Source organism: Sphaerisporangium flaviroseum, assembly GCF_039537005.1.
Classification (GTDB): Bacteria; Actinomycetota; Actinomycetes; order Streptosporangiales; family Streptosporangiaceae; genus Sphaerisporangium; species Sphaerisporangium flaviroseum.
In genome coordinates this window covers 941572-961512 of the sequence record NZ_BAAAZR010000002.1, presented here as the reverse complement: position 1 = coordinate 961512, position 19941 = coordinate 941572, and the positions used below count along the sequence as shown (strand labels likewise).

18 protein-coding genes are annotated in these 19941 nt (G+C 70.0%); 8 read left to right on the top strand and 10 right to left on the bottom strand.

Going from position 1 to position 19941, the window contains the following annotated elements; all coding sequences use genetic code 11:
* Positions 1 to 41: 41 nt before the first annotated feature.
* The 4 genes from ABD810_RS10415 to ABD810_RS10400 all read left to right on the top strand — a co-directional run bounded on the left by ABD810_RS10415 (position 42) and on the right by ABD810_RS10400 (position 7032).
* Positions 42 to 1883: a ricin-type beta-trefoil lectin domain protein gene (locus ABD810_RS10415; RefSeq protein WP_344937302.1), complete on the top strand. Its 1842-nt coding sequence runs from the start codon at positions 42 to 44 to the stop codon at positions 1881 to 1883.
* A gap of 185 nt (positions 1884 to 2068) precedes the next feature.
* Positions 2069 to 3451: a ricin-type beta-trefoil lectin domain protein gene (locus tag ABD810_RS10410; protein ID WP_344937299.1), complete on the top strand. Its 1383-nt coding sequence runs from the start codon at positions 2069 to 2071 to the stop codon at positions 3449 to 3451.
* Between the two features lie 12 nt (positions 3452 to 3463).
* Positions 3464 to 5686, top strand: coding sequence for an RICIN domain-containing protein (locus ABD810_RS10405; RefSeq protein ID WP_344937297.1), 2223 nt, complete (start codon positions 3464 to 3466; stop codon positions 5684 to 5686).
* A gap of 152 nt (positions 5687 to 5838) precedes the next feature.
* Positions 5839 to 7032 (top strand): ROK family protein, encoded by a 1194-nt coding sequence (locus ABD810_RS10400; protein WP_344937294.1) that lies wholly within the window; start codon positions 5839 to 5841, stop codon positions 7030 to 7032.
* A 105-nt stretch (positions 7033 to 7137) separates the two neighbouring features.
* Here ABD810_RS10400 and ABD810_RS10395 read toward each other — a convergent pair whose 3' ends face one another.
* Entirely contained in the window at positions 7138 to 8097 is a 960-nt protein-coding gene (locus tag ABD810_RS10395) for a helix-turn-helix transcriptional regulator (RefSeq protein ID WP_344937291.1), read from the bottom strand.
* 61 nt (positions 8098 to 8158) lie between these two features.
* Here ABD810_RS10395 and ABD810_RS10390 point away from each other — a divergent pair, with 61 nt between their 5' ends.
* From ABD810_RS10390 to ABD810_RS10375, 4 genes are all read left to right on the top strand, one after another.
* Positions 8159 to 8731 carry a DinB family protein gene (locus ABD810_RS10390; RefSeq protein ID WP_344937288.1) on the top strand — a complete coding sequence of 191 codons (573 nt, stop codon included), beginning with the start codon at positions 8159 to 8161 and terminating at the stop codon, positions 8729 to 8731.
* A gap of 1 nt (position 8732) precedes the next feature.
* The gene (locus ABD810_RS10385) at positions 8733 to 9170 is read left to right on the top strand and encodes a VOC family protein (protein WP_344937286.1); all 438 of its coding nucleotides are present in this window, start codon (positions 8733 to 8735) and stop codon (positions 9168 to 9170) included.
* A 176-nt stretch (positions 9171 to 9346) separates the two neighbouring features.
* Positions 9347 to 10015 carry an SRPBCC family protein gene (locus ABD810_RS10380; protein WP_344937282.1) on the top strand — a complete coding sequence of 223 codons (669 nt, stop codon included), beginning with the start codon at positions 9347 to 9349 and terminating at the stop codon, positions 10013 to 10015.
* Between the two features lie 44 nt (positions 10016 to 10059).
* Positions 10060 to 10929, top strand: a complete 870-nt coding sequence (locus ABD810_RS10375) for a ribonuclease HII (protein WP_344937279.1) — start codon at positions 10060 to 10062, stop codon at positions 10927 to 10929.
* A 183-nt stretch (positions 10930 to 11112) separates the two neighbouring features.
* Here the strand turns inward: ABD810_RS10375 and ABD810_RS10370 are convergent, their stop codons facing one another.
* From ABD810_RS10370 to ABD810_RS10330, 9 genes are all read right to left on the bottom strand, one after another.
* Complete coding sequence (locus ABD810_RS10370) at positions 11113 to 11952, bottom strand: DUF305 domain-containing protein (RefSeq protein ID WP_344937277.1); 840 nt, start codon at positions 11950 to 11952, stop codon at positions 11113 to 11115.
* Between the two features lie 70 nt (positions 11953 to 12022).
* Positions 12023 to 13327, bottom strand: a complete 1305-nt coding sequence (locus ABD810_RS10365; protein ID WP_344937275.1) for a DUF1996 domain-containing protein — start codon at positions 13325 to 13327, stop codon at positions 12023 to 12025.
* Positions 13328 to 13819: 492 nt separating this feature from the next.
* Positions 13820 to 14080, bottom strand: coding sequence for a YciI family protein (locus ABD810_RS10360; RefSeq protein ID WP_344937582.1), 261 nt, complete (start codon positions 14078 to 14080; stop codon positions 13820 to 13822).
* Entirely contained in the window at positions 14004 to 14288 is a 285-nt protein-coding gene (locus ABD810_RS10355; protein WP_344937580.1) for a hypothetical protein, read from the bottom strand. Before ABD810_RS10355 ends, ABD810_RS10360 begins: the two co-directional genes overlap by 77 nt.
* A gap of 232 nt (positions 14289 to 14520) precedes the next feature.
* Entirely contained in the window at positions 14521 to 15516 is a 996-nt protein-coding gene (locus ABD810_RS10350; RefSeq protein ID WP_344937272.1) for a LacI family DNA-binding transcriptional regulator, read from the bottom strand.
* A 24-nt stretch (positions 15517 to 15540) separates the two neighbouring features.
* Positions 15541 to 16530: a LacI family DNA-binding transcriptional regulator gene (locus ABD810_RS10345; protein ID WP_344937267.1), complete on the bottom strand. Its 990-nt coding sequence runs from the start codon at positions 16528 to 16530 to the stop codon at positions 15541 to 15543.
* Complete coding sequence (locus ABD810_RS10340; protein ID WP_344937264.1) at positions 16527 to 17963, bottom strand: GH1 family beta-glucosidase; 1437 nt, start codon at positions 17961 to 17963, stop codon at positions 16527 to 16529. The genes ABD810_RS10345 and ABD810_RS10340 overlap by 4 nt, the downstream gene beginning before the upstream one ends.
* A 2-nt stretch (positions 17964 to 17965) precedes the next feature.
* Positions 17966 to 18799, bottom strand: a complete 834-nt coding sequence (locus tag ABD810_RS10335) for a carbohydrate ABC transporter permease (protein ID WP_344937261.1) — start codon at positions 18797 to 18799, stop codon at positions 17966 to 17968.
* Positions 18796 to 19770: a carbohydrate ABC transporter permease gene (locus ABD810_RS10330; RefSeq protein ID WP_344937257.1), complete on the bottom strand. Its 975-nt coding sequence runs from the start codon at positions 19768 to 19770 to the stop codon at positions 18796 to 18798. Before ABD810_RS10330 ends, ABD810_RS10335 begins: the two co-directional genes overlap by 4 nt.
* Between the last annotated feature and the right edge of the window lie 171 nt (positions 19771 to 19941).

Here is a 19941-nt window from a genome sequence, read left to right as displayed (position 1 = left end):
TACAGGCAGGTCTTCACTCACCCCTCAGAGGGAGATCCGCTATGTCATTCCTGAGATCACGACTGGCCCTGTCCGCCGCTCTGCTGCTGGCAGGCGCGGGGCTGGGTGTCGCCCAGGCTCCGGCCGCGCAGGCCGCGGGCGAGAGCGTCAACATCTGGCTCACCACGACCTCCGACTCCGGAGGTCGCACGGTCACCAGAGGCCTGCAGCAGCAGGCGCCCGTGTCGTTCGCGGCGACCAGCCCAGGGGCCGCACAGACGATCACCGTCAACGAGAACACCACCTACCAGCAGTTCGAGGGCGGTGGCGCGTCGTTCACCGACACCGCCGCGTGGCTGATGAACAGCAGCGGCGCGCTGAGCGCCGGCACGCGCGCCGCCGTCATGCAGAAGCTGTTCGACCCGGTCAACGGGATCGGCCTCAGCTTCGTGCGCAACCCGATGGGGTCCTCCGACCTCGCCCGGTACAGCTACTCCTACGACGACACCTGCTGCGACCTGTCCGGATTCTCGATCAACCACGATCTCGCCGACGTCGTCCCCCTCACCAAGCAGGCCAAAGCGCTCAACCCGGCCCTGAAGATCATGGCCTCGCCCTGGAGTTCACCGGCCTGGATGAAGGACAACGACGCCTGGAGCCAGGGCTGGCTGGAGTCGCAGTACTACGGGATGTACGGCGAGTACTTCGCCAAGTACGTCCAGGCGTACGCCGCCCAGGGCCTGCACATCGACTACGTCTCGCCGCAGAACGAGCCCACCTGCTGCGCGGGGTACCCGTCGATGAACTGGAACACCTCCGGCCTGCAGTACTTCATCAAGAGCGCACTATGGCCGGCGTTCCGCAACGCGGGCATCACCACCAAGACGCTCGTCCTCGACTGGAACTGGGACGCCTATAACACCTGGGCCGCCCCGTTGCTCGGTGACTCCGCCATCAGGAACGACCCGCTGTTCGGCGGGATCGCCTGGCACGGTTACGGCGGCGACGTCAGCACGCAGACCGCGGTGCATAACCAGTATCCCCAGGTCAACGCGTACATGACCGAGCACTCCGGCGGGAACTGGATCCCGGACCAGCAGAGAGAGGACATGAACAACCTGATCGACTACACCCGCAACTGGGACCGTAGTTGGGTCAAGTGGAGCCTGGCCGTCGACCAGAACCAGGGCCCGCACAACGGCGGCTGCGGCACATGCACCGGCCTGATCACCGTGCACAACGGCGACGCACGCCACGGCCAGGTCGACTACACGGTGGAGTACTACACCATGGGTCACCTGACCAAGTTCGTGAGGCCCGGGGCGTACCGCATCGACTCGACGGCCGGCTCCGCGGTGAAGAACGTGGCGTGGAAGAACCCGGACGGGTCCAAGGCGCTCATCGCCTACAACACCACCGGAAGCGCGCAGTCGGTCAAGGTCAACTGGGGCGGCCAGTCGTTCACCTACACCCTGCCCACCAAGACCTCAGCGACCTTCACCTGGTCGGGGACCCCATCGGGCGGCGGTGGCAAGGCCATCACCGGTTACGGCGGCAAGTGCGTCGACGTCGCCGGCGCGAGCAGCGCCAACGGCACCCAGGTCCAGCTCTACACCTGCAACGGAAGCACGGCCCAGCAGTGGACTGCCGGCGCCGACGGCACCATCCGCGCCCTGGGCAAGTGCCTCGACGTCGCCGCCGCCGGCAGCGCCAACGGCACCAAGGTGCAGATCTACGACTGCAACGGAAGCGCCGCGCAGTCCTGGACCGCCGGCGCGGACGGCAGCCTGCGGGCACTCGGCAAGTGCCTGGACGCCGCCGGCCCGAGCTCCGCCGACGGCACTCCCCTGCAGATCTGGGACTGCACCGGCGGCGCCAACCAGAAGTGGGCCCTCCAGACCTGAGCCTGTGCCGCAACGCCGCTCTTGACTCACCGTGTCCAACAAGCGTTAAATTCGGGGCGTGAAATAAAAAGGAAACCTTCCTGTGAGTGAGGGCTGCCCACCTCATTCGCAGGGAGGCACCTCGTCAGCCGCTTCCTCCACCGCTTATTTCAAGATGTGACCCCCCGTAGGAAGAGACACCCCCCATGCCTCAACGCTTCGTTCCCTCCCGGCTGCGGCTGCTCCTCGGCGCCGTCGTAGCGTCCCTGGCCCTCGTCCTCACCGGCCTGTCCCCCGCGTGGGCCGCCACCGGCCAGATCACCGGCTATGGCGGCAAGTGCGTCGACGTCGCCGCCGCCAGCAGCGCCAACGGCACCCAGGTCCAGCTCTACACCTGCAACGGAAGCGCCGCCCAGCAGTGGAACGTCGGCACCGACGGCACCATCCGGGCGCTCGGCAAGTGCCTCGACGTCGCCGCCGCCAGCAGCGCCAACGGCACCAAGGTGCAGATCTACGACTGCAACGGAAGCGCCGCGCAGTCCTGGACCGCCGGCGCGGACGGTACCCTGCGCGCCCTCGGCAAGTGCCTGGACGCCACCGGCCCGAGCTCCGCCGACGGCACTCCCCTGCAGATCTGGGACTGCTTCGCGAGCGCCAACCAGAAGTGGACGCTGCCGGGCGGCGGCACCACGCCCCCGCCCCCGCCCCCGCCCGGCAAGATGCCCGGCGCGCCGTACCTCTACATGGGCTGGGGAAACCCGCCCAGCGCCACCTCGGTGATGAGCTCCACCGGCGTCAGGTCCTTCACCATGGCCTTCATCCTGTCCGGCGGCGGCTGCACGCCGAGGTGGGACGGGTCCAGGCCGCTGACCGGCGGCGTCGACGCCCAGACGATCTCGGCCATCAAGGGGGCGGGCGGCAGCGTCCAGGTCTCCTTCGGCGGCTGGTCGGGCAACAAGCTCGGCCCCAACTGCTCCTCGGCGGCGGCCTACGCGGCGGCGGTCCAGCAGGTCATCAACGCGGTCGGCCCCGCCGTGGTCGACTTCGACATCGAGAACTCCGACGAGTTCTCCAACTACACGGTTCAGGACCGCATCCTCGGCGGTCTGAAGATCGTCAAGCAGAACAACCCGAACGTCAAGGTCGTCCTCACCTTCGGTACCGGCACCAGCGGCCCCGGCGGCGACGGCATCCGGCTGATCAACCAGTCGAGGGCGCTGAACGTGCCCATCGACAACTACACGATCATGACCTTCGACAACGGCAGCGGCGCGAACATGTACCAGAACACGGTCAACGCCTCCGAAGGGCTGAAGAACGCGCTCAAGAACGCCTGGGGATGGACCGACGCCCAGGCCTACGCGCACATGGGCATCTCGGGCATGAACGGCCTGTCCGACCAGCAGGAGGTCACCACGACCGCGATCTGGACCCAGATCCGCGACTGGGCGAGGTCCAAGGGCCTCACCCGCCTGGCCTTCTGGTCGGTGAACCGTGACCGCCCGTGCCCCGGCGGCGGTGTGCAGGAGACCTGCAGCGGCGTCTCCCAGAACAACTGGGACTTCACCCGGATCACGGCCGGCTTCTAGCCAGGAGGCGTCATGTCGGTCAGACATCCAATCCGCGTGGCTCTCGCGGCGCTGGCCACCGTCGCCCTGTCCCTGGTGGCACCGCCCGGCGCGAGCGCCGCGACCCCGCAGGCGGGCACGTCCGCCGAGCTCGGTGGCGCCGGCGTGGCGGCGGCGCCACCGACGGGCTGGACCACGGTGGTGAGCAAGGTCAGCGGCAAGTGCGTGGACGCGCGGGCCGCCGCCTCCGCCAACGGCACGGCGGTGCAGCAGTACGCCTGCAACGGCTCCGGCGCGCAGTTGTGGCAGTTGCAGGCGACCAGCGGCGGCTACTACCGCGTCAACGCCAACCTCAATGCCGCACAAGCATGGGACGTCACCAACGTCTCGACCGCGGACAGCGCCCCGGTGCAGCTGTGGTCCTATTCGGGCGGCAACAACCAGCAGTGGCAGCCCGTGGAGGAGGCCGGAGGCTCGTACCACTTCGTCAACCGCAACAGCGGCAAGTGCCTGGACGTGCCGGCCGCCTCCACGTCGGACGGCGTCCAGTTGCAGCAGTACACCTGCAACGGAACGGCGGCCCAGTCCTTCACCATGGGAACCACGACTCCACCGGGCGGTGGCCCGGACCTCGGCCCCAACGTCAGCGTCTTCGACCCCTCGATGCCGGCCTCGGCCATCCAGAGCAGACTGAACTCGGTGTTCAGCCAGCAGCAGACCAACCAGTTCGGCGGTAACCGGTACGCGCTGCTGTTCAAGCCCGGCACCTACAACGTCGACGTCAACGTCGGCTTCTACACGCAGGTGCTCGGCCTCGGGCTGTCGCCGGACAACGTCACCATCAACGGCGGCGTGCATGCCGAGGCCGACTGGTTCCAGGGCAACGCGACCCAGAACTTCTGGCGCGGCGCCGAGAACCTCTCGGTCAGCCCGCCCTCGGGCACCGATCGGTGGGCGGTCTCGCAGGCCGCGCCGTACCGCCGCATGCACGTCCGAGGGAACCTGCAACTGGACGACGGTGGCTGGTCGAGCGGTGGCTTCATCGCCGACTCCAAGATCGACGGCCAGGTGCGGTCGGGGTCGCAGCAGCAGTGGCTCTCACGCAACGCCCAGTGGGGCAGCTGGACGGGGTCCAACTGGAACATGGTCTTCGTCGGCGTCACCAACGCGCCGTCGGGAAGCTTCCCCAACCCGCCGTACACCACGGTGAACACCACACCGGTCGTCCGCGAGAAGCCGTTCCTCTACGTCGACCAGGCCGGCGCCTACCAGGTTTTCGTGCCGGCGCTGCGCGGCAACTCCCAGGGCACCACCTGGACCGGCGGCGCGCCTGCCGGGTCGTCGATCCCGATCGACCAGTTCTTCGTCGTCAAGCCCGGCAACTCGGCCGCCGACATCAACGCCGCGCTGACGCAGGGCAAGAACCTGCTGTTCACGCCCGGTGTCTACCACCTCAACGACACGATCCGGGTGAACCGGGCCAACACCGTGGTGCTCGGACTGGGCCTCGCCACGCTGATCCCCGACAACGGCGTCACCGCGGTCTCGGTCGCCGACGTCGACGGGGTCAAGGTGGCCGGGCTGCTCATCGACGCCGGGACCACCAACTCACCGGTGCTGATGCAGGTGGGCCCCTCCGGCTCCTCGCAGAACCATGCCGCCAACCCCGTCTCGCTGCACGACATGTTCTTCCGTATCGGTGGCGCCGGGGTCGGCAAGGCGAGCCAGAGCCTGGTGATCAACAGCTCCAACGTCATCGGCGACCACTTGTGGCTGTGGCGGGCCGACCACGGCAGCGGCGTGGGCTGGAACTCCAACACCGCCGCCAACGGCCTGATCGTCAACGGCAACGACGTGACGATGTACGGCCTGTTCGTCGAGCACTACCAGCAGTACCAGACCATCTGGAACGGCAACGGCGGGCGGACGTACTTCTACCAGAACGAGTTGCCCTACGACCCGCCGAACCAGGCGGCGTGGATGAACGGAAGCACCCAGGGGTACGCCGCCTACAAGGTGGCGAACTCGGTGACCAGCCATGAGGCGTGGGGCCTCGGCAGCTACGCCTACTTCAACGTCAATCCGAGCGTGGTGGAGGCGCGCTCCTTCGAGGTGCCGAACACCCCCAACGTCCGGTTCCACAGCCTGGTGACGGTGTCCCTGGGCGGCACCGGCACCATCAGCCACATCATCAACAACACCGGCGGACCGTCCAACTCCGCCACCAACGTCGCCAACCTCGTCAGCTACCCCTGACCCGCGGAACGGCGTCCCGGGCCCGGCGGCCCGGGGCGCCTTCGGCGTTCCCCACGCGGCTCGTCCAGGGGTGACCGGGTTTCGATCACCGCTTGGGGATGCCTTATTTCACGGCCTGATCTAACATGACCGCAGGCTGGGGGAAGGAAATCATGGTCAGGCCCGAACGCAGAACGGTGCGCGACCTCCGGCGCGGGAACCGCGCGGTGCTGTTGCGCACCCTGTACTTCGCGGGTCCGACCAGCCGCCACGAGCTCAGCGGGCTGACCGGACTCAGCGCCGCCTCGGTGAGCAACGTGACCGGCGACCTCATCGCCGATCATGTCATCGTCGAGGCGGGCCTGGTGGAGTCCGACGGCGGACGCCCCCGGGTGCTGCTGCGCGTCAACCCCACGTTCGGGTACGTGATCGGGGTGGACGTGGGCGAGACCCACGTCCACGTCGAGCTGTTCGACCTCGACATGAAAGAGCGGGCCAAGGCCGAGTACGCCCTGCTCCCCGGCCGGCACGACGTCGACCTGGTCGTGCGGCACATCCTCGCCGGCATCGACGCCGTGCTGGCCGCCGGCGGAACCGACCAGGCCCATGTGCTGGGAGTCGGCATCGGCGTCCCCGGCATCGTCGAGAGCGGCACCGACGCGCTCATCCACGCCCACACCTTCGGATGGGACGCGGTGCCCCTGGGCGCGCTCCTGCGCGCGGGCACCTCGCTTCCGCTCTACGTCGACAACGGCGCCAAGACGATGGGGCAGGCCGAGCTGTGGTTCGGCGCCGGCCGCGGGGCGCGGCACGCCATCGTCGTGCTGCTCGGTTCCGGGGTGGGCGCGAGCATCATCACCGACGGGCTCACCTACCGGGGGGCCAACAGCAGCGCCGGGGAGTGGGGCCACACGAAGATCGCGGTGGGCGGCCGGGCGTGCCGCTGCGGCGCCCGCGGTTGCCTCGAGGCCTACATCGGCGCCGAGAGCATCCTGGAACGTGCCGGGCTGTCCGCCGAGATGGCACACGAGCAGGCCACCCTGGCCGAGCTGGTGCGGACGGGCGCCCCGGTCATCGAGGAGACCATCGACTACCTCGGCGCGGGCCTCGCGAACCTGATCAATCTGTTCAATCCCGAGCGCATCGTCATCGGCGGCTGGGCCGGGCTCATCCTGGGCCGGCACGAGCTGCCGAGGATCAAGAAGGCCGTCGCGGCGAACTCCCTGTCCCAGCCGTACGAGACGGCCTCCATCGTGCTCGGCAGGCTCGGGCCGGACGCGGTCGCGCTCGGCGCCGCGACGCTCGTCGTGGAGGAGTTCCTGCTCGGCAAGGGCTTCTCGTCCTCCGAGCAACCCGCCGCGATCTAGGTGTCGCGGGACAGGGCGTTCACCGAACGCCAGGCGCCGGTGGCGCCGCGGCCGATGCTCGGCCTGCCGGGCACGGTGTCGGGCGAGGACCGGCCGGGTCCTCCGTCAGCCGGTCCCGGCCATCGCCGCGAGGCGGCGGGCGAGCAGGGCGGCGGCCTCCCGCAGTTCCGGAGGCTCCAGCACCTCCGCCTCGAAGCCCAGCCGGGCCACGTGCATGGCGAGCCAGTCGAGGTCGTCCCCGCCGACGACGAGCAGGCACCACCCGTCGCGATCGTCCTCGACGCGCCCCACCTGGGGCGGCACCAGCTCCCGCACCCGGTCGGGCCGGGCGTGCACCCGCACCCGGGCGAGATACCGGTACGGCGCCTCCGTCACCGACCGTTGCACGTAGGCGACCGGGTCCGGATGATCCCTCGCCCGGAAGCGCCAGGTCGTCGCCACCACATCGCGCATCCGGTCCAGCCGGAAGGTGCGCCAGTCATCACGGTCGACGTCCCAGGCCATCAGGTACCAGCGGCGGCCGGTGGCGACCATCCGCACCGGCTCGACCATGCGCTCGTGGTGCCCGCCGTCGCGGCCGGCGTACCGGAACCGCACCCGGACGGCGTCGCGGCAGGCCCGCGCGAGCGTCACCAGCAGTTCCGCGTCGATCTGGACCCCGGGGCCCACCAGGGTCGAGGTGGCGCCGTGCACCGCCCGCACCTCGGCGCGCAGCCGGGGCGGCATCACCTGGTCGAGCTTCGCGAGCGCCCGCAGTGCCGCCTCGCCCGCCCCGGCGACCGTGCCCCCCGCCTCCAGCCGCAGGGACACCGCCGTCGCGATCGCCTCCTCGTCGTCGAGGAGCAGCGGCGGCAGCCGGGTGCCCGCGCCGAGCTGGTAGCCGCCGCCGACGCCGGCCGTCGCGTGCACGGGGTAGCCGAGCGTGCGCAGCCGCTCCACGTCGCGGCGCACCGAGCGGTCGGTGACCCCCAGCTCGGCGGCGAGCTCGGCGGCGGTCCAGGACGGCCGGCGCTGCAGCAGCACCAGCAGCCGCAGCACCCGCTCGGTCGTCGCCTCTACGGTCACGCGGTCATCGTTCCACAGATCAAGGAACGATCCTGTCCGCTATATGCGGGAGGGTGAACCCATGACTGACCAGACCTGGAATTCACTGCTCCGAGAGCAGATCGCCTGGCACTGGACCAACCAGCTGCGCGATCGCCTCGACGGGCTCACCGACGACGAGTACTTCTGGGAGCCGGTGCCCGGCTGCTGGAGCGTGCGCCCGCGCGGCACCGGCGCCGCACCGGTACAGGCCGGGTCCGGCGTGATGACCATCGACTTCGCGATGCAGGAGTCCGGCCCGCCACCGTTGACGACGATCGCCTGGCGACTCGGGCACGTGATCGTCGGCGTGCTCGCGGTGCGCAACGCCGCGCACTTCGGACGTACGCCCACCGACTACCGGTCGTTCGAGTACGCCGCGACCGCGACCGAGGCGCTGGCCCAGCTCGACGCGGAGTACGCCACGTGGATGGCCGGGGTCGAATCCCTCGGCGAAACCGGCCTCGCCCGTCCGTGCGGGGAGGCGGAGGGACCCTACGCCGAGCATCCTCTGGCGGCGCTGGTGCTGCACATCAACCGCGAAATGATCCACCATCTGGCCGAGGTCTGCCTACTGCGCGACCTCCACCAGCAGACCCGGCGGGAGGCGAGCTGAGATGGCCCGCGACGTCCAGATCACCATCGACTGCGCCGACCCTGCCGGGCTGGCGGCGTTCTGGGCCGAGGCCCTCGGCTATCAGGTGCAGGACCCGCCCAAGGGCTTCGCGTCCTGGGAGCAGGCCCTGGAGGCGATGGGAGTGCCGCCCGAGAAGCGCAACGACGCCTCGGCGGTGGTCGACCCCGAGGGCTCCGGGCCGCGGCTGTTCTTCCAGCGGGTGCCAGAGGGCAAGCAGGCCAAGAACCGCGTGCACCTCGATGTGCGAGCCGCCCCGGGGCTCGAAGGCGACGCGCGGATGGCGGCCCTGGAGGCGGAGGCCGAGCGGCTCCTCTCCCACGGCGCCACCCGGCTGCGGCGCTACGAGCCCGCTCCTCCGCTCAACGCCGGTCACGTCATGATGGCCGACCCCGAGGGCAACGAGTTCTGCCTCGACTGATCAGCCGCCACGGCCGCACCAATGTCGGCAACGTCCGCCCCTCGTACATCCAGGGCCCCGGCCGGTCGCGCTTCCTGGAGCGCCGCCCGGCCGGCCGGGGGTCCGGCAGGTTTCACTTTTATAAGCTGCCACTGATATATTCGCCTCCCTGTCGTCAAGGGAGGGAACGAGAGGCCATGAAGGACATCGTCGACGAGATCAACGCCGTCCACCGTGAGACCGGCAGGCGAGGGATCCCCGCGGGTGAGGCCCGCACCGTCCTGCTGCGGCGGACCTACGACGCGCCCGCCGAAGACGTCTGGGACGCCCTCACCGATCCCGCCCGCATCAGCCGCTGGTTCCTCCCCATCACCGGCGATCTCCGCCTGGGCGGGAAGTACCAGTTGGAGGGCAACGCCGGGGGCGAGATCCTCCAGTGTGAACCGCCCCGCCTGCTCAAGGCGTCGTGGGTGTACGGCGAGGAGCCCGCCGAGCCGGGAGGCAGCGTCGTGGAGGTACGGCTGTCCCCCGGCCCTGGCGGGGAGACGGTCTTCGAGCTCGAACACACGGCGATCGTCGACCCTGAATGGTGGGCCAAGTACGGGCCGGGCGCCGTCGGGGTCGGCTGGGACCTGGCCCTGCTCGGCCTGGGCCTGCACCTGCGCGGCGAATCCATCGGGGACCCGAGCGCCTGGGAACGGTCGCCGGAGGCGAGGCGCTTGATGACCGCGAGCAGCGGCGCGTGGGGAGCGGCGATGGCGGCGGCGGGCGCGACCGGCGACGAGATCGCCACGGCGGTGGCCAACACGACGGAGTTCTACGTCCCGGACGCCGGATCCGCCGAGGGCCGGGACACCACCGGCTGACCGAGCGGGCCACGCCGGGTGGGCGGTGCTGCGATGATGGGCCGATGCGGATCCCGCGCACGCCGGACGGGCGTCCAGACGACCACACGACCGCCCGGCCCGGACCACGACCCTCCACGGACACCCCGTCCACCCCGGCATCCGCCTCCACCGGGGCGCCCGACACGTTGCCCGGTCTGGGGGGCGTGGCGGCAGGATCGCGCGGCGCGGCCGGGCGGATCGCGAGCTACCAGATCGAGCAGGAGTTGCGCGCCGGTGGGGCGGTGCGCATCGCCGGGGTGGATGAGGTCGGCCGCGGCGCCTGGGCCGGGCCGGTCGTTGTCTGCGCGGCCGTCACCGGCCTCGGCCCGCCGCCCGAGCTCCCCGGCCGCGGCGGGCGCCCCGTACGGCTCACCGACTCCAAGCTGCTCACCCGGGCGCACCGCGAGGCCTTCGCCGAGGTGCTGCCGGGCTGGCTGGCAGGTCACGCGATCGGGCAGTCCGGTCCCGAGGAGATCGACGAGTTCGGTATGACCGAGGCCCTCCGCCGCGCCGCGGTGCGGGCCCTGGAGGCTCTGCCCCAGCGCCCCGACATGATCATCCTTGACGGTGAACACGACTTCCTCCGCAGGCCGTGGCCGGTGCGGTGCGAGGTCAAGGCCGACCAGCGCTCGATCACCGTGGCGGCGGCGTCGGTGCTGGCCAAAGTGCACCGCGACCGGCTGATGGCCGCCCTCGCCGCGGACCATCCGGCCTACGGATTCGCCGACAGCGCGGGCTATCCCTCCCCCGTCCACCAGCGGGCCCTCGCCGCCCACGGCCCCACGCCATACCACCGGCTCTCCTGGTCGTACCTCGACGACCTGCCTCGATGGCGGCACCTCAGGAAGCACCGAGACCCACACGCCGGCTCCGGCCAGCTCTCCTTGCTGTAGACCCGGGGCCGCTGTGCTGGAAGGCCGAGCCTGGGCCCCGGCACGTTCGCGTCATGGACCGTCGAGAGAACGGCTTGGGCGCGCGAACCGTTATGGCGAGGACGGCCTTTCGTCTCACCGAGAAAGAGCGGAACGCTGGTTTCGGCCCGCAGCATAAAGCGCGGTTAGGCGATTTATCCCGGTTTATGGGAGTATTTCAGGAAATTGTAGCAAGGTACCGCCGACGCCTGTTCTCCCGTGATTTCCGGACAATCCAGCGAAAGTCGATCGTGGAATGCCGGCCTGGGTTGGCGCGCGTACAGCGTCCCCGTCTCGGCGAGGAAAGGCGACACCCCCCAGTGCTCGCCCGCCGGTCGCCGGGTGAGCGCCGAGGCGGGCCAGGTCGGCGAGCTGGGCGGTGCGGGTCCTCTCCACGGTGGCGGCGAGCGCCTTGGTGTCCTCGCTGGTGCCCGAGCTCTGCTCGCCGCGGGACACCAGGGCGGACTGCCGGAGATGCTCTCCCATGTTCTCGGTGAACAGCCGGTCGAAGGCGGAACCCCTCGTCTCGCCGATGGCGCGCAGCTCGTCCGCGGTCACCATGCCGGGCATGTTGTGCCCCTTGTGCGGGTTGGTCAGGGGCACACCGGCCCGCAGCAGCAGTTGCCGCAGCCGTACGAGCTCGGCGCGGTGAGTGGTGCGTATCTGGGAGGCCAGCCTTTCCACGCCCGGGTCGGTGCTCCGCTCCGGAACCATCGCCAGCAGGCGCAGGGTCTGCTCGTTCATCGGGATCATCAGCTCCACCCACGCGATGTCGGTGGGGCCGAAGCCTCCCGGGGCGGTGACCGCCGCCGCGGAGGGGACGGTGGCGGTCGTGCCCCCCGAGGCCGGTCGAGCGCCCGGGGCAGGCGTGGCGGCGGCACACCCGGTGATCAGTGACACGGCGAGCAACGCGCCGGCCGCCGCCGCTCTCATCCCGCTGCCCTCATGGTCATCCTGGTCGCTCCACCTGCGCTGGGGCCTGGGAACGAGGTGACGGCTCGGCATGCCGCACCTCGCCCCCAGGAGAATCGGCTTCTCTCTCAAGGACGGGCTCGTCCGCTCATCGGCGACGGCCTCAGGGACGGCCGTCGGCACCACACTTGATCACTGGACGGATGCAGTCGTTCACCCGGCGCGCCATCTCGGCCTCGGGCCAGGCGTTGAAGAAGTCGCCGTGCATGGTGAAGCCCGCTCCCGAAGAGAGCCTGAAGTGCGACGGGTCCCCGTTGACGGGGTAGCGGAGGACCTGGCGCAGCTTCGGCACCGGGACGGGGTGGGTGGCGGGGCAGTTTTGGTTGACCGGGTAGGCCATGTGGCTCTTGTGGTCGGCGGAGTCCAGGTCCCTGCCGTTCCAGCACTGCGGGAAGTCCAGGTAGGACTCCATCATCGTGCCCGCGGGGCAGGTGACGAAGTCCTTGCCGGGGGGCACGTGTCCGGCGTGCAGGCACGACCAGCGGGAGATGGTCGTGGAGTCCGGCGCGGTCGCCTTGGCGTTGCCGGCCACGATCCGCAGGCCCAGGGGCAGGGGCTGTGTCCGTGCGACCACATCGCTGCGAACGCCCTCACCCAGGTAGTAGAAGGTGACGATGGACGGCTCCACCGGCACGTTGTCCCGGTACAGGGTCGGGACCCAGTACGACGACTTGTCGACCGCCGGGTTGCAGGTCGTGGGCGAGGTCATGAGGTTCGCCAGGGTGGTGCCGGCGTTGGTGACGGTGGCGCCGAAGAAGCTGTGCATGTGCGAGGCGCCGGGCAGGCCAGGGAACACGATGGGGTCGTCGGGAAGCCGGTGGGAGTACGGGCAGTCCGCGAGGAACTCCGCCACCCGCACGATGGGGCCGCCGGGCGCGGGCGGGGGCGCGGAGCCGCCGCTGCCGAACACCTGGAACTCCCACAAGGAGACGCCCCACTGGGTGGCGCGCTTGGTGGTGTGGATCCTCACGTAGCGGCCGTTGCCCGAGACGTTCAGGGTCTGGGTGCCGCCGGTGGCGCCGGTCGTGGTGTTGATCGTCGTCCAGGAGGCGCCGTCGGCGGAGGTGCGGATGGTGAAGTCGTTGGCGTACGCGTTCTCCCATTTCAGCACGACGCTCGAGATCGTGGCGGGTGCCCCGAGGTCGACCTGCAGCCACTGGGGGTCGCTGAAGGCGCTGGCCCAGCGGGTGCCGTCGTTGCCGTCGACCGCGGCGGAGGCCGGGGTGCCGCCGCTCTCGGAGGAGGAGGCGGTGACCGGCCTGCCTTGCGACAGCGGAGGCTCGGCGGCGTCGGCCCGGGTGCCGGCGGCGACGAGTGACGAGCCGAGGATCGCGATCAGGGCGCTCGCCAGTGTGGCCAGGCGCAGGCGGCGTCGCGGGAACCGGGGCGGGGGGATTGCCCGATCCATGGGTGACTCCTTCGGTCGGGGGTCCCGGCACGACCGGCGGGCCCCGCATCGGAGTCGCCTCGCGTCTCACGGGAAACCGGGGTCCGTACCGGCGTTGAACTTCGGGGAGCGCTCTCTCACCAAGAGAGTGCTTCCTTCCGACAACCCGTGTCAAGGGCCCAATTAACCCGCGCGAAACCCGCCGAACACAGCACGGCAACCAGGGTCTTTGCTGGGAACGCTTCCCGAGTTGCCCGTGCCGCGAATGCCATCCTGCCTGAGCTGGCCATACCCTCGCACTGCGCAGGGAGCGGTTTCTGGCACCGGGAGCGTCCGCCTGGCATCCGGCGGCTCCTCAGCGCCACACCCGGACACCAAGACGATCATCGATATCGGGGAGCGCGTTCTTCATGATCCAATACCACCGGTGGGCCTGGCCGGTTCACGACCTCTCGTGACCCGGCCCGTGCCGCCCGGCTCAGCGGGCGACGACCTCGGGGAGGGATCGGCGGATCAGCTCTCCGTCCCGCCCTCGCTCATGAGCGGCCACACCTCGATCCCGGTGTAACGGGCGTCCGGGATCTGGGCGGCCGGCGCGATCGCCCGTTCCCTGCTCTCGCAGTCGACCAGGTAGTAGCCGCAGAAGAACTCCTTGGCCTCGGCGTAGGGCCCGTCGGTGGCGGCTACGAGGAACGGCTCACGGAGCCCCTTCGCCGGAGGAACCGGAGTCCAGGGTGTGGCAGGCGCGGAGCCGCCACTGGCCGAGCGCCGGATCGTCGAGCGCCGCGGTGACCATGGCCTGGATCTCGTCGCTGGTGGTGTCGTCGGCGGTGTCGATACGGATGACGAGGTCTCCGTTGACCTGTCTGAGGTCTTTATGCCATTTTTCGGGCAAAAGTGCCAATATGCGAATACCGTCGATCGGCGAATTGGCAGATGCGGGTGACGTGGTGGTCCGGCGAATCGTCAGCTCGACCAGCATCGTCACGCGCCCTCATTCAGTCCCAGGTGACGCCTGGGGTCCTCATGGTGTCACCGCCCTGTATCGATGGTACCGGAGAAGGGAGCGGAGACAATCACGGCGGACGGATCGGCGGAGATAGCGGAGTTGGGCATTTCTCTTTCTCTTTTCGGGCGGCCATGAATTGCTTCTCGTACAAACAAGTCGGATTCACGGCCCGCGTACCTGACATGGCCGCCGCGGCGGGTGCCGGCTACGCGGACTCGCGCACGATCAGTTCGGTGGGCAGGACCACCGGGTCGGCCGGGCCGCCTTCGAGGAGCCGGAGCAGCAACCGGACCATGGCCGCCGCCTGCTCGCGGAAGGGATGGCGGACCGTCGTGAGCGGGGGTTCGGTGTAGCGGGCGGCCTCGATGTCGTCGAAACCCACCACCGCCACGTCGTCGGGCACCCGGCGGCCCGCCTGCCGCAGTGCCTGCAGGGCGCCGATGGCCATCAGGTCGTTGGCGACGAAGACGGCGTCGAGCCCGGGGTCGTCCTCAAGAAGCTGCCGCATCGCGATCGCACCCGACTCGCGGGTGAAGTCGCCGATGGCGACGATCGAGCGCCGGTCGGAGCCGTGCAGGACCGTGCGGTACCCGGCCAGCCGGTCCTGGCCTCCGATCATGTCCGGCGGCCCGGCGATGGTGGCGATCCGCCGCCGCCCCCGCTCGAGCAGGTGGCGTACGGCGGCCTCGGCGCCTCCCACGTTGTCGTTGTCGACGTAGGGCAGGTTGACGTTGACCGCCGGCCGGCCGTACGAGACCACAGGGACGCGCATGCGCATGATGGCGGCCGGGAGCGGGTCGGCGCCGTGCATGGAGATCAGCATGACGCCGTCGACGTGTCCGCCCGTGAGGTAGCGCTCCACCCGGGCGTGGCTCGTCGGGGTGCCGGCGAGCATCAGTATCACCTGCTTGTCCGCGGCCTCCAGCTCCGCGCTGGCGGAGCGGATGACGGTGGAGAACATCGGGTCGTCGGAGAAGACCCGCGTCGGCGGTTCGGAGACCACCAGGGCGATCGAGTCGGTCCGCTGCGTGACCAGGCTCCGCGCGGCGAGGTTGGGCACGTAGCCCATCTCGTCCACCGCGCGCATCACCGCGTCGCGAAGCTCCGCGGTCACGGTCGTCCCCCCGTTGACCACCCGGGAGACCGTGGCGCGGGAGACCCCCGCCCGTGCCGCCACGGCCTCGAGAGTCGGTCGTTTCATACCAGTGCCCTCCACGATGATGATTTACGCCGACTCTCTGATCACCAGCTCGTTGGGCATGATGACCGGATCGCCTGGCGCGCCTTCGAACAGGCCGAGCAGCAGCCTCGCCGCGGCCGCGGCCTGGTCCCCCATGGGACTTCTGATCGTCGTCAGCGGCGGTGCGGTGTAGAGGGCGGCCTCGATGTCGTCGAAGCCCACCACCGCCACGTCATCCGGCACCCGGCGCCCCGCCTCGCGCAAGGCGTGCAGGGCTCCGATGGCCATGAGGTCGTTCGCCGCGAAGACGGCGTCGAGACCCGGGTCGTCGTCGAGAAGCTGCCGCATGCCCTCGGCGCCGGAGATCCGGGTGAAGTCGCCGAGAGCCACGATCGACCGGCGCCCGGTGTCCCGCAGCGTCTCGCGGTAGCCCGTGAGCCGGTCCTGCGAGGCCAGCATGTCGAGCGGGCCGGTGATCGTGGCGATCCGCCGCCTGCCCTGGGAGTGCAGGTACCTCACCGCCACGGCCGCGCCGCCCACGTTGTCGTTGTCGACGTACGGCACCCCGGAGACGGACCGGCCCAGCGACACCATCGGCACGCCCATGCGGGCCAGTGATCCGGGCAGGGGGTCGGCGCCGTGCATCGACACCAGCATGACCCCCGCCACATGCCCGGCCGCCACGAACTGCTCCACCCGGAGCTGGCTCTCCGGCGACCCGGCGAGCATGAGCGTGACCTGCTTGCCCGCCGCCTCCAGCAGGCGGCTCATGGTGCGGACCACCGTGGAGAACATCGGGTCGTCGCAGACCAGGCCCTTCGGAGGGTCGGAGACGATCACGGCGACCGCGTTGGTCCGCTGGGTCGCGAGGCTCCTGGCCGCCCCGTTCGGCACGTAGCCGAGCTCGCGCACGGCCTTGATCACCAGGTCGCGAATCGCCGGGGTGACCGTGGCGTCTCCGTTGACCACCCGTGACACGCTGGACTTCGATACCCCCGCCCGGGCGGCGACCGCCTCCAAGGTGGGTCGTCTCATGCCAGTCCATTCTCCCTGATGACTCCGCCGTACCACATCCCGCTGTCCTTGAGCAGCCGCCGCTGGGTGGCGAAGTCGACGTGGACGATGCCGAACCTGCGGTGGTAGCCCTCGGCCCACTCGAAATTGTCCAGCAGCGACCACACCAGGTAACCACGAAGGTCGGCGCCTCCTTCGACGGCGGCGTGCACGGCCCTCAGGTGGGCGTCGAGGTAGGCGGTGCGGTCGATGTCGTGCACCCGCTCCCCCGCCTCGGTCCTGGTCACGACGTCGTCGAACGCGGCGCCGTTCTCGGTGACCATCAGGCCGACCTCGGGATAGTCGTGCGACAGCCGCAGCAGCAGCCGGGACAGCCCCGTGGGGACGATCGGCCACTCCATGGCGGTCTTCGGGACGTCGAGGGTGGCGAACTCGATGTCCTCGGTGCCGGGGAAGGCCGGGTTGCCGGGCTCCCCCGGGCTCGACCGCACGATGCAGGGGTTGTAGTAGTTGACGCCGATCACGTCCGTCGGCTGGTGGATGGTCCGCAGGTCGTCGTCGTGGATGTGGTCCAGACCCGCGTGCCGCTCCACGATCTCCAGCACTTCGGCCGGGTAGTGCCCGCGCAGCACCGGGTCGAGGATCTGCCGGTTGAGCAGGCAGTCCACCCGGTTCACCGCCTCCGCGTCGGCCTCGGACGGCTCGGCGGCGGGGTCGTTCGCCTGGGCCGGGGTCAGCACCGGCGAGGAGTTGATGACCAGCATGATCTCCTGCGCGCCCGCCTCGCGGAGCGTCTGGGCGGCCAGGCCGTGCCCGAGCAGGAAGTGGTGCGAGGCGAGCAGCGCGGAGGCGGCGTCCTGGCGTCCCGGGGCGTGCACGCCGGATCCGTACCCGAGGAACGCCTGGACCCAGGGCTCGTTCAGCGTCGCCCAGTTGCGGACGCGGTCTCCGAGCCGGGCGTAGACGGCTCCGGCGTAGTCGGCCAGCCGGTAGGCCGTGTCCCTGGACGTCCAGCCGCCGCGGTCCTCCAGCGTCTGGGGCAGGTCCCAGTGGTAGAGGGTGACGTACGGCGTGATGCCGGCGGCGCCCAGCTCGTCGACGAGCCGGTCGTAGAAGTCCAGGCCCCGCGTGTTGGTCGGCCCGGTCCCGTCGGGCTGCACGCGCGGCCAGGAGATGGAGAACCGGTAGGCGCCGAGGCCGAGGTCCGCCATGAGCCGGACGTCGTCGGGATAGCGGTGGTAGTGGTCGCAGGCCACGTCGCCGGTGTGCCCGAAGGCGACCTTGCCGGGCGTGCGGGAGAAGGTGTCCCAGACCGACGGGCCGCGGCCGTCGTCCCTGGCCGCCCCCTCGATCTGGTAGGACGCGGTCGCCGCGCCCCAGATGAAGCCTTCAGGGAAGACCGCCCGTCCCTCCGTCGAATATGAAGGCAGGGTCCCCCGAGTGGTGACGGTCATGGTCATCCCTTCACAGCTCCTTGCATGATTCCTCCGATGATCTGCTTGCCGAGCAGGGCGAACACGATGACCAGCGGCAGCGTGCCCAGTGCGGTGCCGGTCAGGCTGAGCGCGTAGTCGCTGACGTATCCGGCGGCAAGCGTGGACAACGCGACCTGCACGGTCGGGTTCTCCGGGGTCAGCACCACCAGGGGCCAGAAGTAGTCGTTCCAGGCGGACATGAACGTCAGCATGCCGAGCACGGCCGCCGCGGGGCGCGCGGCGGGGATGACCACGTGCCAGAACAGGCCCCAGGTGGTGCAGCCGTCGACCCGGCCGGCCTCCAGCAGCTCGGTCGGCAGCGCCCGCGACAGGTACTGCGTCATGAAGAACACGCCGAAGGCGCTGACGAGGGCGGGGACCACCAGCGCGTACATCGAGCCGGTCCACTCCAGCTTCACCATGAGCAGGTACAGCGGGATGATGCCGAGCTGGGTCGGGACCATCATCGTCGCGACGGTCAGCACCAGCAGCGCCCTGCCGCCGCGGAAGCGCAGCTTGGCGAAGGCGAACCCGGCCAGGGTGGAGAAGAACATGACCGAGATCGCGATCGCGCCGGAGACCAGCACCGAGTTCATCAGGGCCAGGGCGAAGGGCACGGTGTCGAAGACCCGGGCCACGTTGGCGAACAGGTTGCCGCCCGGGATGAGCGGAGGCGGCACGTCGGCCAGCGCCGAGTTGTCGCGGGACGCGACCACCACGCTGTAGTACAGCGGGAGCGCGGAGAAGAACGCCACCGCCAGCAGGGTGAGGTAGGTCAGCTTGCGGGCCGTGCCGGATCCGAGGCGGGGGTTCACGTCAGGCTTCCTCTCGTCCGGCGGGTCAGCAGGTAGTTGACGGCCGCGACGACGACGATGAACAGGAACATCATCCAGGAGACGGCGGAGGCGTAGCCGAAGTCCAGCTTGGTGAAGTACTCGTAGATGAACAGCGACAGCGTCTGGTACTGCCGGTCCGGGCCGCCGGTGATGCTGTAGGTGCCGAACAGCAGCGGTTCGGCGAGGATCTGCATGGCGCCGATGGTGGAGGTGATGACCACGAAGACGATCGTGGGCCGGATCATCGGCACGGTGATCTTGCGGAGCTGCGTGAAGCCGCTCGCGCCGTCGATGGTCGCGGCCTCGTACAGCTCCCGGGGCACCGCCTGCATGGCGGCGAGGAAGATCAGCGCGTTGTAACCCGTCCACCGCCACATGATCATGATAGAGATCGCGACGTGCGAGGTGGCGGTTCCGGCGTTCCAGTCGACGGCATCGACGCCGACCCAGGACAGCACCCAGTTGATCATGCCGAAGTCACGGCCGAAGAGCTGGCTGAAGATGACCACGACCGCCACCACGCTGGTGACGTTCGGCAGCAGCAGCGTCACCCGGAACAGCGTCTGGGCCCGCAGCGGGCGGTTCAGCAGGTGGGCCAGCCAGATGGCCAGCAGGAGCTGCGGCACCGTCGACAGCACGCCGATGGACAGCGTGTTGAACGTGGCGTTCCAGAAGTAGTCGTCGCCGAGCAGCGCGGTGAAGTTGTCCAGGCCCACGAACTTGTGCACGTCGGACAGCAGGGTCCAGTCGTGCAGGCTGACCCAGGCGGTGTAGGCCAGGGGGAACAATCCGAACGCGCAGAACAGCAGGAAGAACGGGGCGACGTAGGCGTACGGCGAGGCCTTGACGTCCATCCGGTGGGCCAGATGGCGCCGGTGGGACGGGGGACGTGGCCGCGCCGGCGGGGAAGGCGGGATCGCCGCCAGGTTGTCGGGGGCGCGGGTGGCCATGGCAGCTCCTTTCGGCAGGGCATCGAGTCGGGCGGGAGCGGGGGTTCGCCGCCTTCCCGCTGGAGGCGGAAGGGCGGAGATCCGCCGCCGTTTCCGCGGGACGGAAGGCGGGGCGATCCGCCGCCGTTTCCGCGACGGAAGGGCGGGAGAATCCAGCGCCGTTTCCGCAGG

What these genes read in the sequence shown, in the direction of transcription:
- ABD810_RS10415 (WP_344937302.1), top strand. Translation starts at nt 42, where the DNA reads ATGTCATTCCTGAGATCACGACTGGCCCTGTCCGCCGCTCTGCTGCTG.
- ABD810_RS10410 (WP_344937299.1), top strand. Translation starts at nt 2,069, where the DNA reads ATGCCTCAACGCTTCGTTCCCTCCCGGCTGCGGCTGCTCCTCGGCGCC.
- ABD810_RS10405 (WP_344937297.1), top strand. Translation starts at nt 3,464, where the DNA reads ATGTCGGTCAGACATCCAATCCGCGTGGCTCTCGCGGCGCTGGCCACC.
- ABD810_RS10400 (WP_344937294.1), top strand. Translation starts at nt 5,839, where the DNA reads ATGGTCAGGCCCGAACGCAGAACGGTGCGCGACCTCCGGCGCGGGAAC.
- ABD810_RS10390 (WP_344937288.1), top strand. Translation starts at nt 8,159, where the DNA reads ATGACTGACCAGACCTGGAATTCACTGCTCCGAGAGCAGATCGCCTGG.
- ABD810_RS10385 (WP_344937286.1), top strand. Translation starts at nt 8,733, where the DNA reads ATGGCCCGCGACGTCCAGATCACCATCGACTGCGCCGACCCTGCCGGG.
- ABD810_RS10380 (WP_344937282.1), top strand. Translation starts at nt 9,347, where the DNA reads ATGAAGGACATCGTCGACGAGATCAACGCCGTCCACCGTGAGACCGGC.
- ABD810_RS10375 (WP_344937279.1), top strand. Translation starts at nt 10,060, where the DNA reads ATGCGGATCCCGCGCACGCCGGACGGGCGTCCAGACGACCACACGACC.
- ABD810_RS10370 (WP_344937277.1), bottom strand. Translation starts at nt 11,952, where the DNA reads ATGCCGAGCCGTCACCTCGTTCCCAGGCCCCAGCGCAGGTGGAGCGAC.
- ABD810_RS10365 (WP_344937275.1), bottom strand. Translation starts at nt 13,327, where the DNA reads ATGGATCGGGCAATCCCCCCGCCCCGGTTCCCGCGACGCCGCCTGCGC.
- ABD810_RS10355 (WP_344937580.1), bottom strand. Translation starts at nt 14,288, where the DNA reads ATGCTGGTCGAGCTGACGATTCGCCGGACCACCACGTCACCCGCATCT.
- ABD810_RS10350 (WP_344937272.1), bottom strand. Translation starts at nt 15,516, where the DNA reads ATGAAACGACCGACTCTCGAGGCCGTGGCGGCACGGGCGGGGGTCTCC.
- ABD810_RS10345 (WP_344937267.1), bottom strand. Translation starts at nt 16,530, where the DNA reads ATGAGACGACCCACCTTGGAGGCGGTCGCCGCCCGGGCGGGGGTATCG.
- ABD810_RS10340 (WP_344937264.1), bottom strand. Translation starts at nt 17,963, where the DNA reads ATGACCGTCACCACTCGGGGGACCCTGCCTTCATATTCGACGGAGGGA.
- ABD810_RS10330 (WP_344937257.1), bottom strand. Translation starts at nt 19,770, where the DNA reads ATGGCCACCCGCGCCCCCGACAACCTGGCGGCGATCCCGCCTTCCCCG.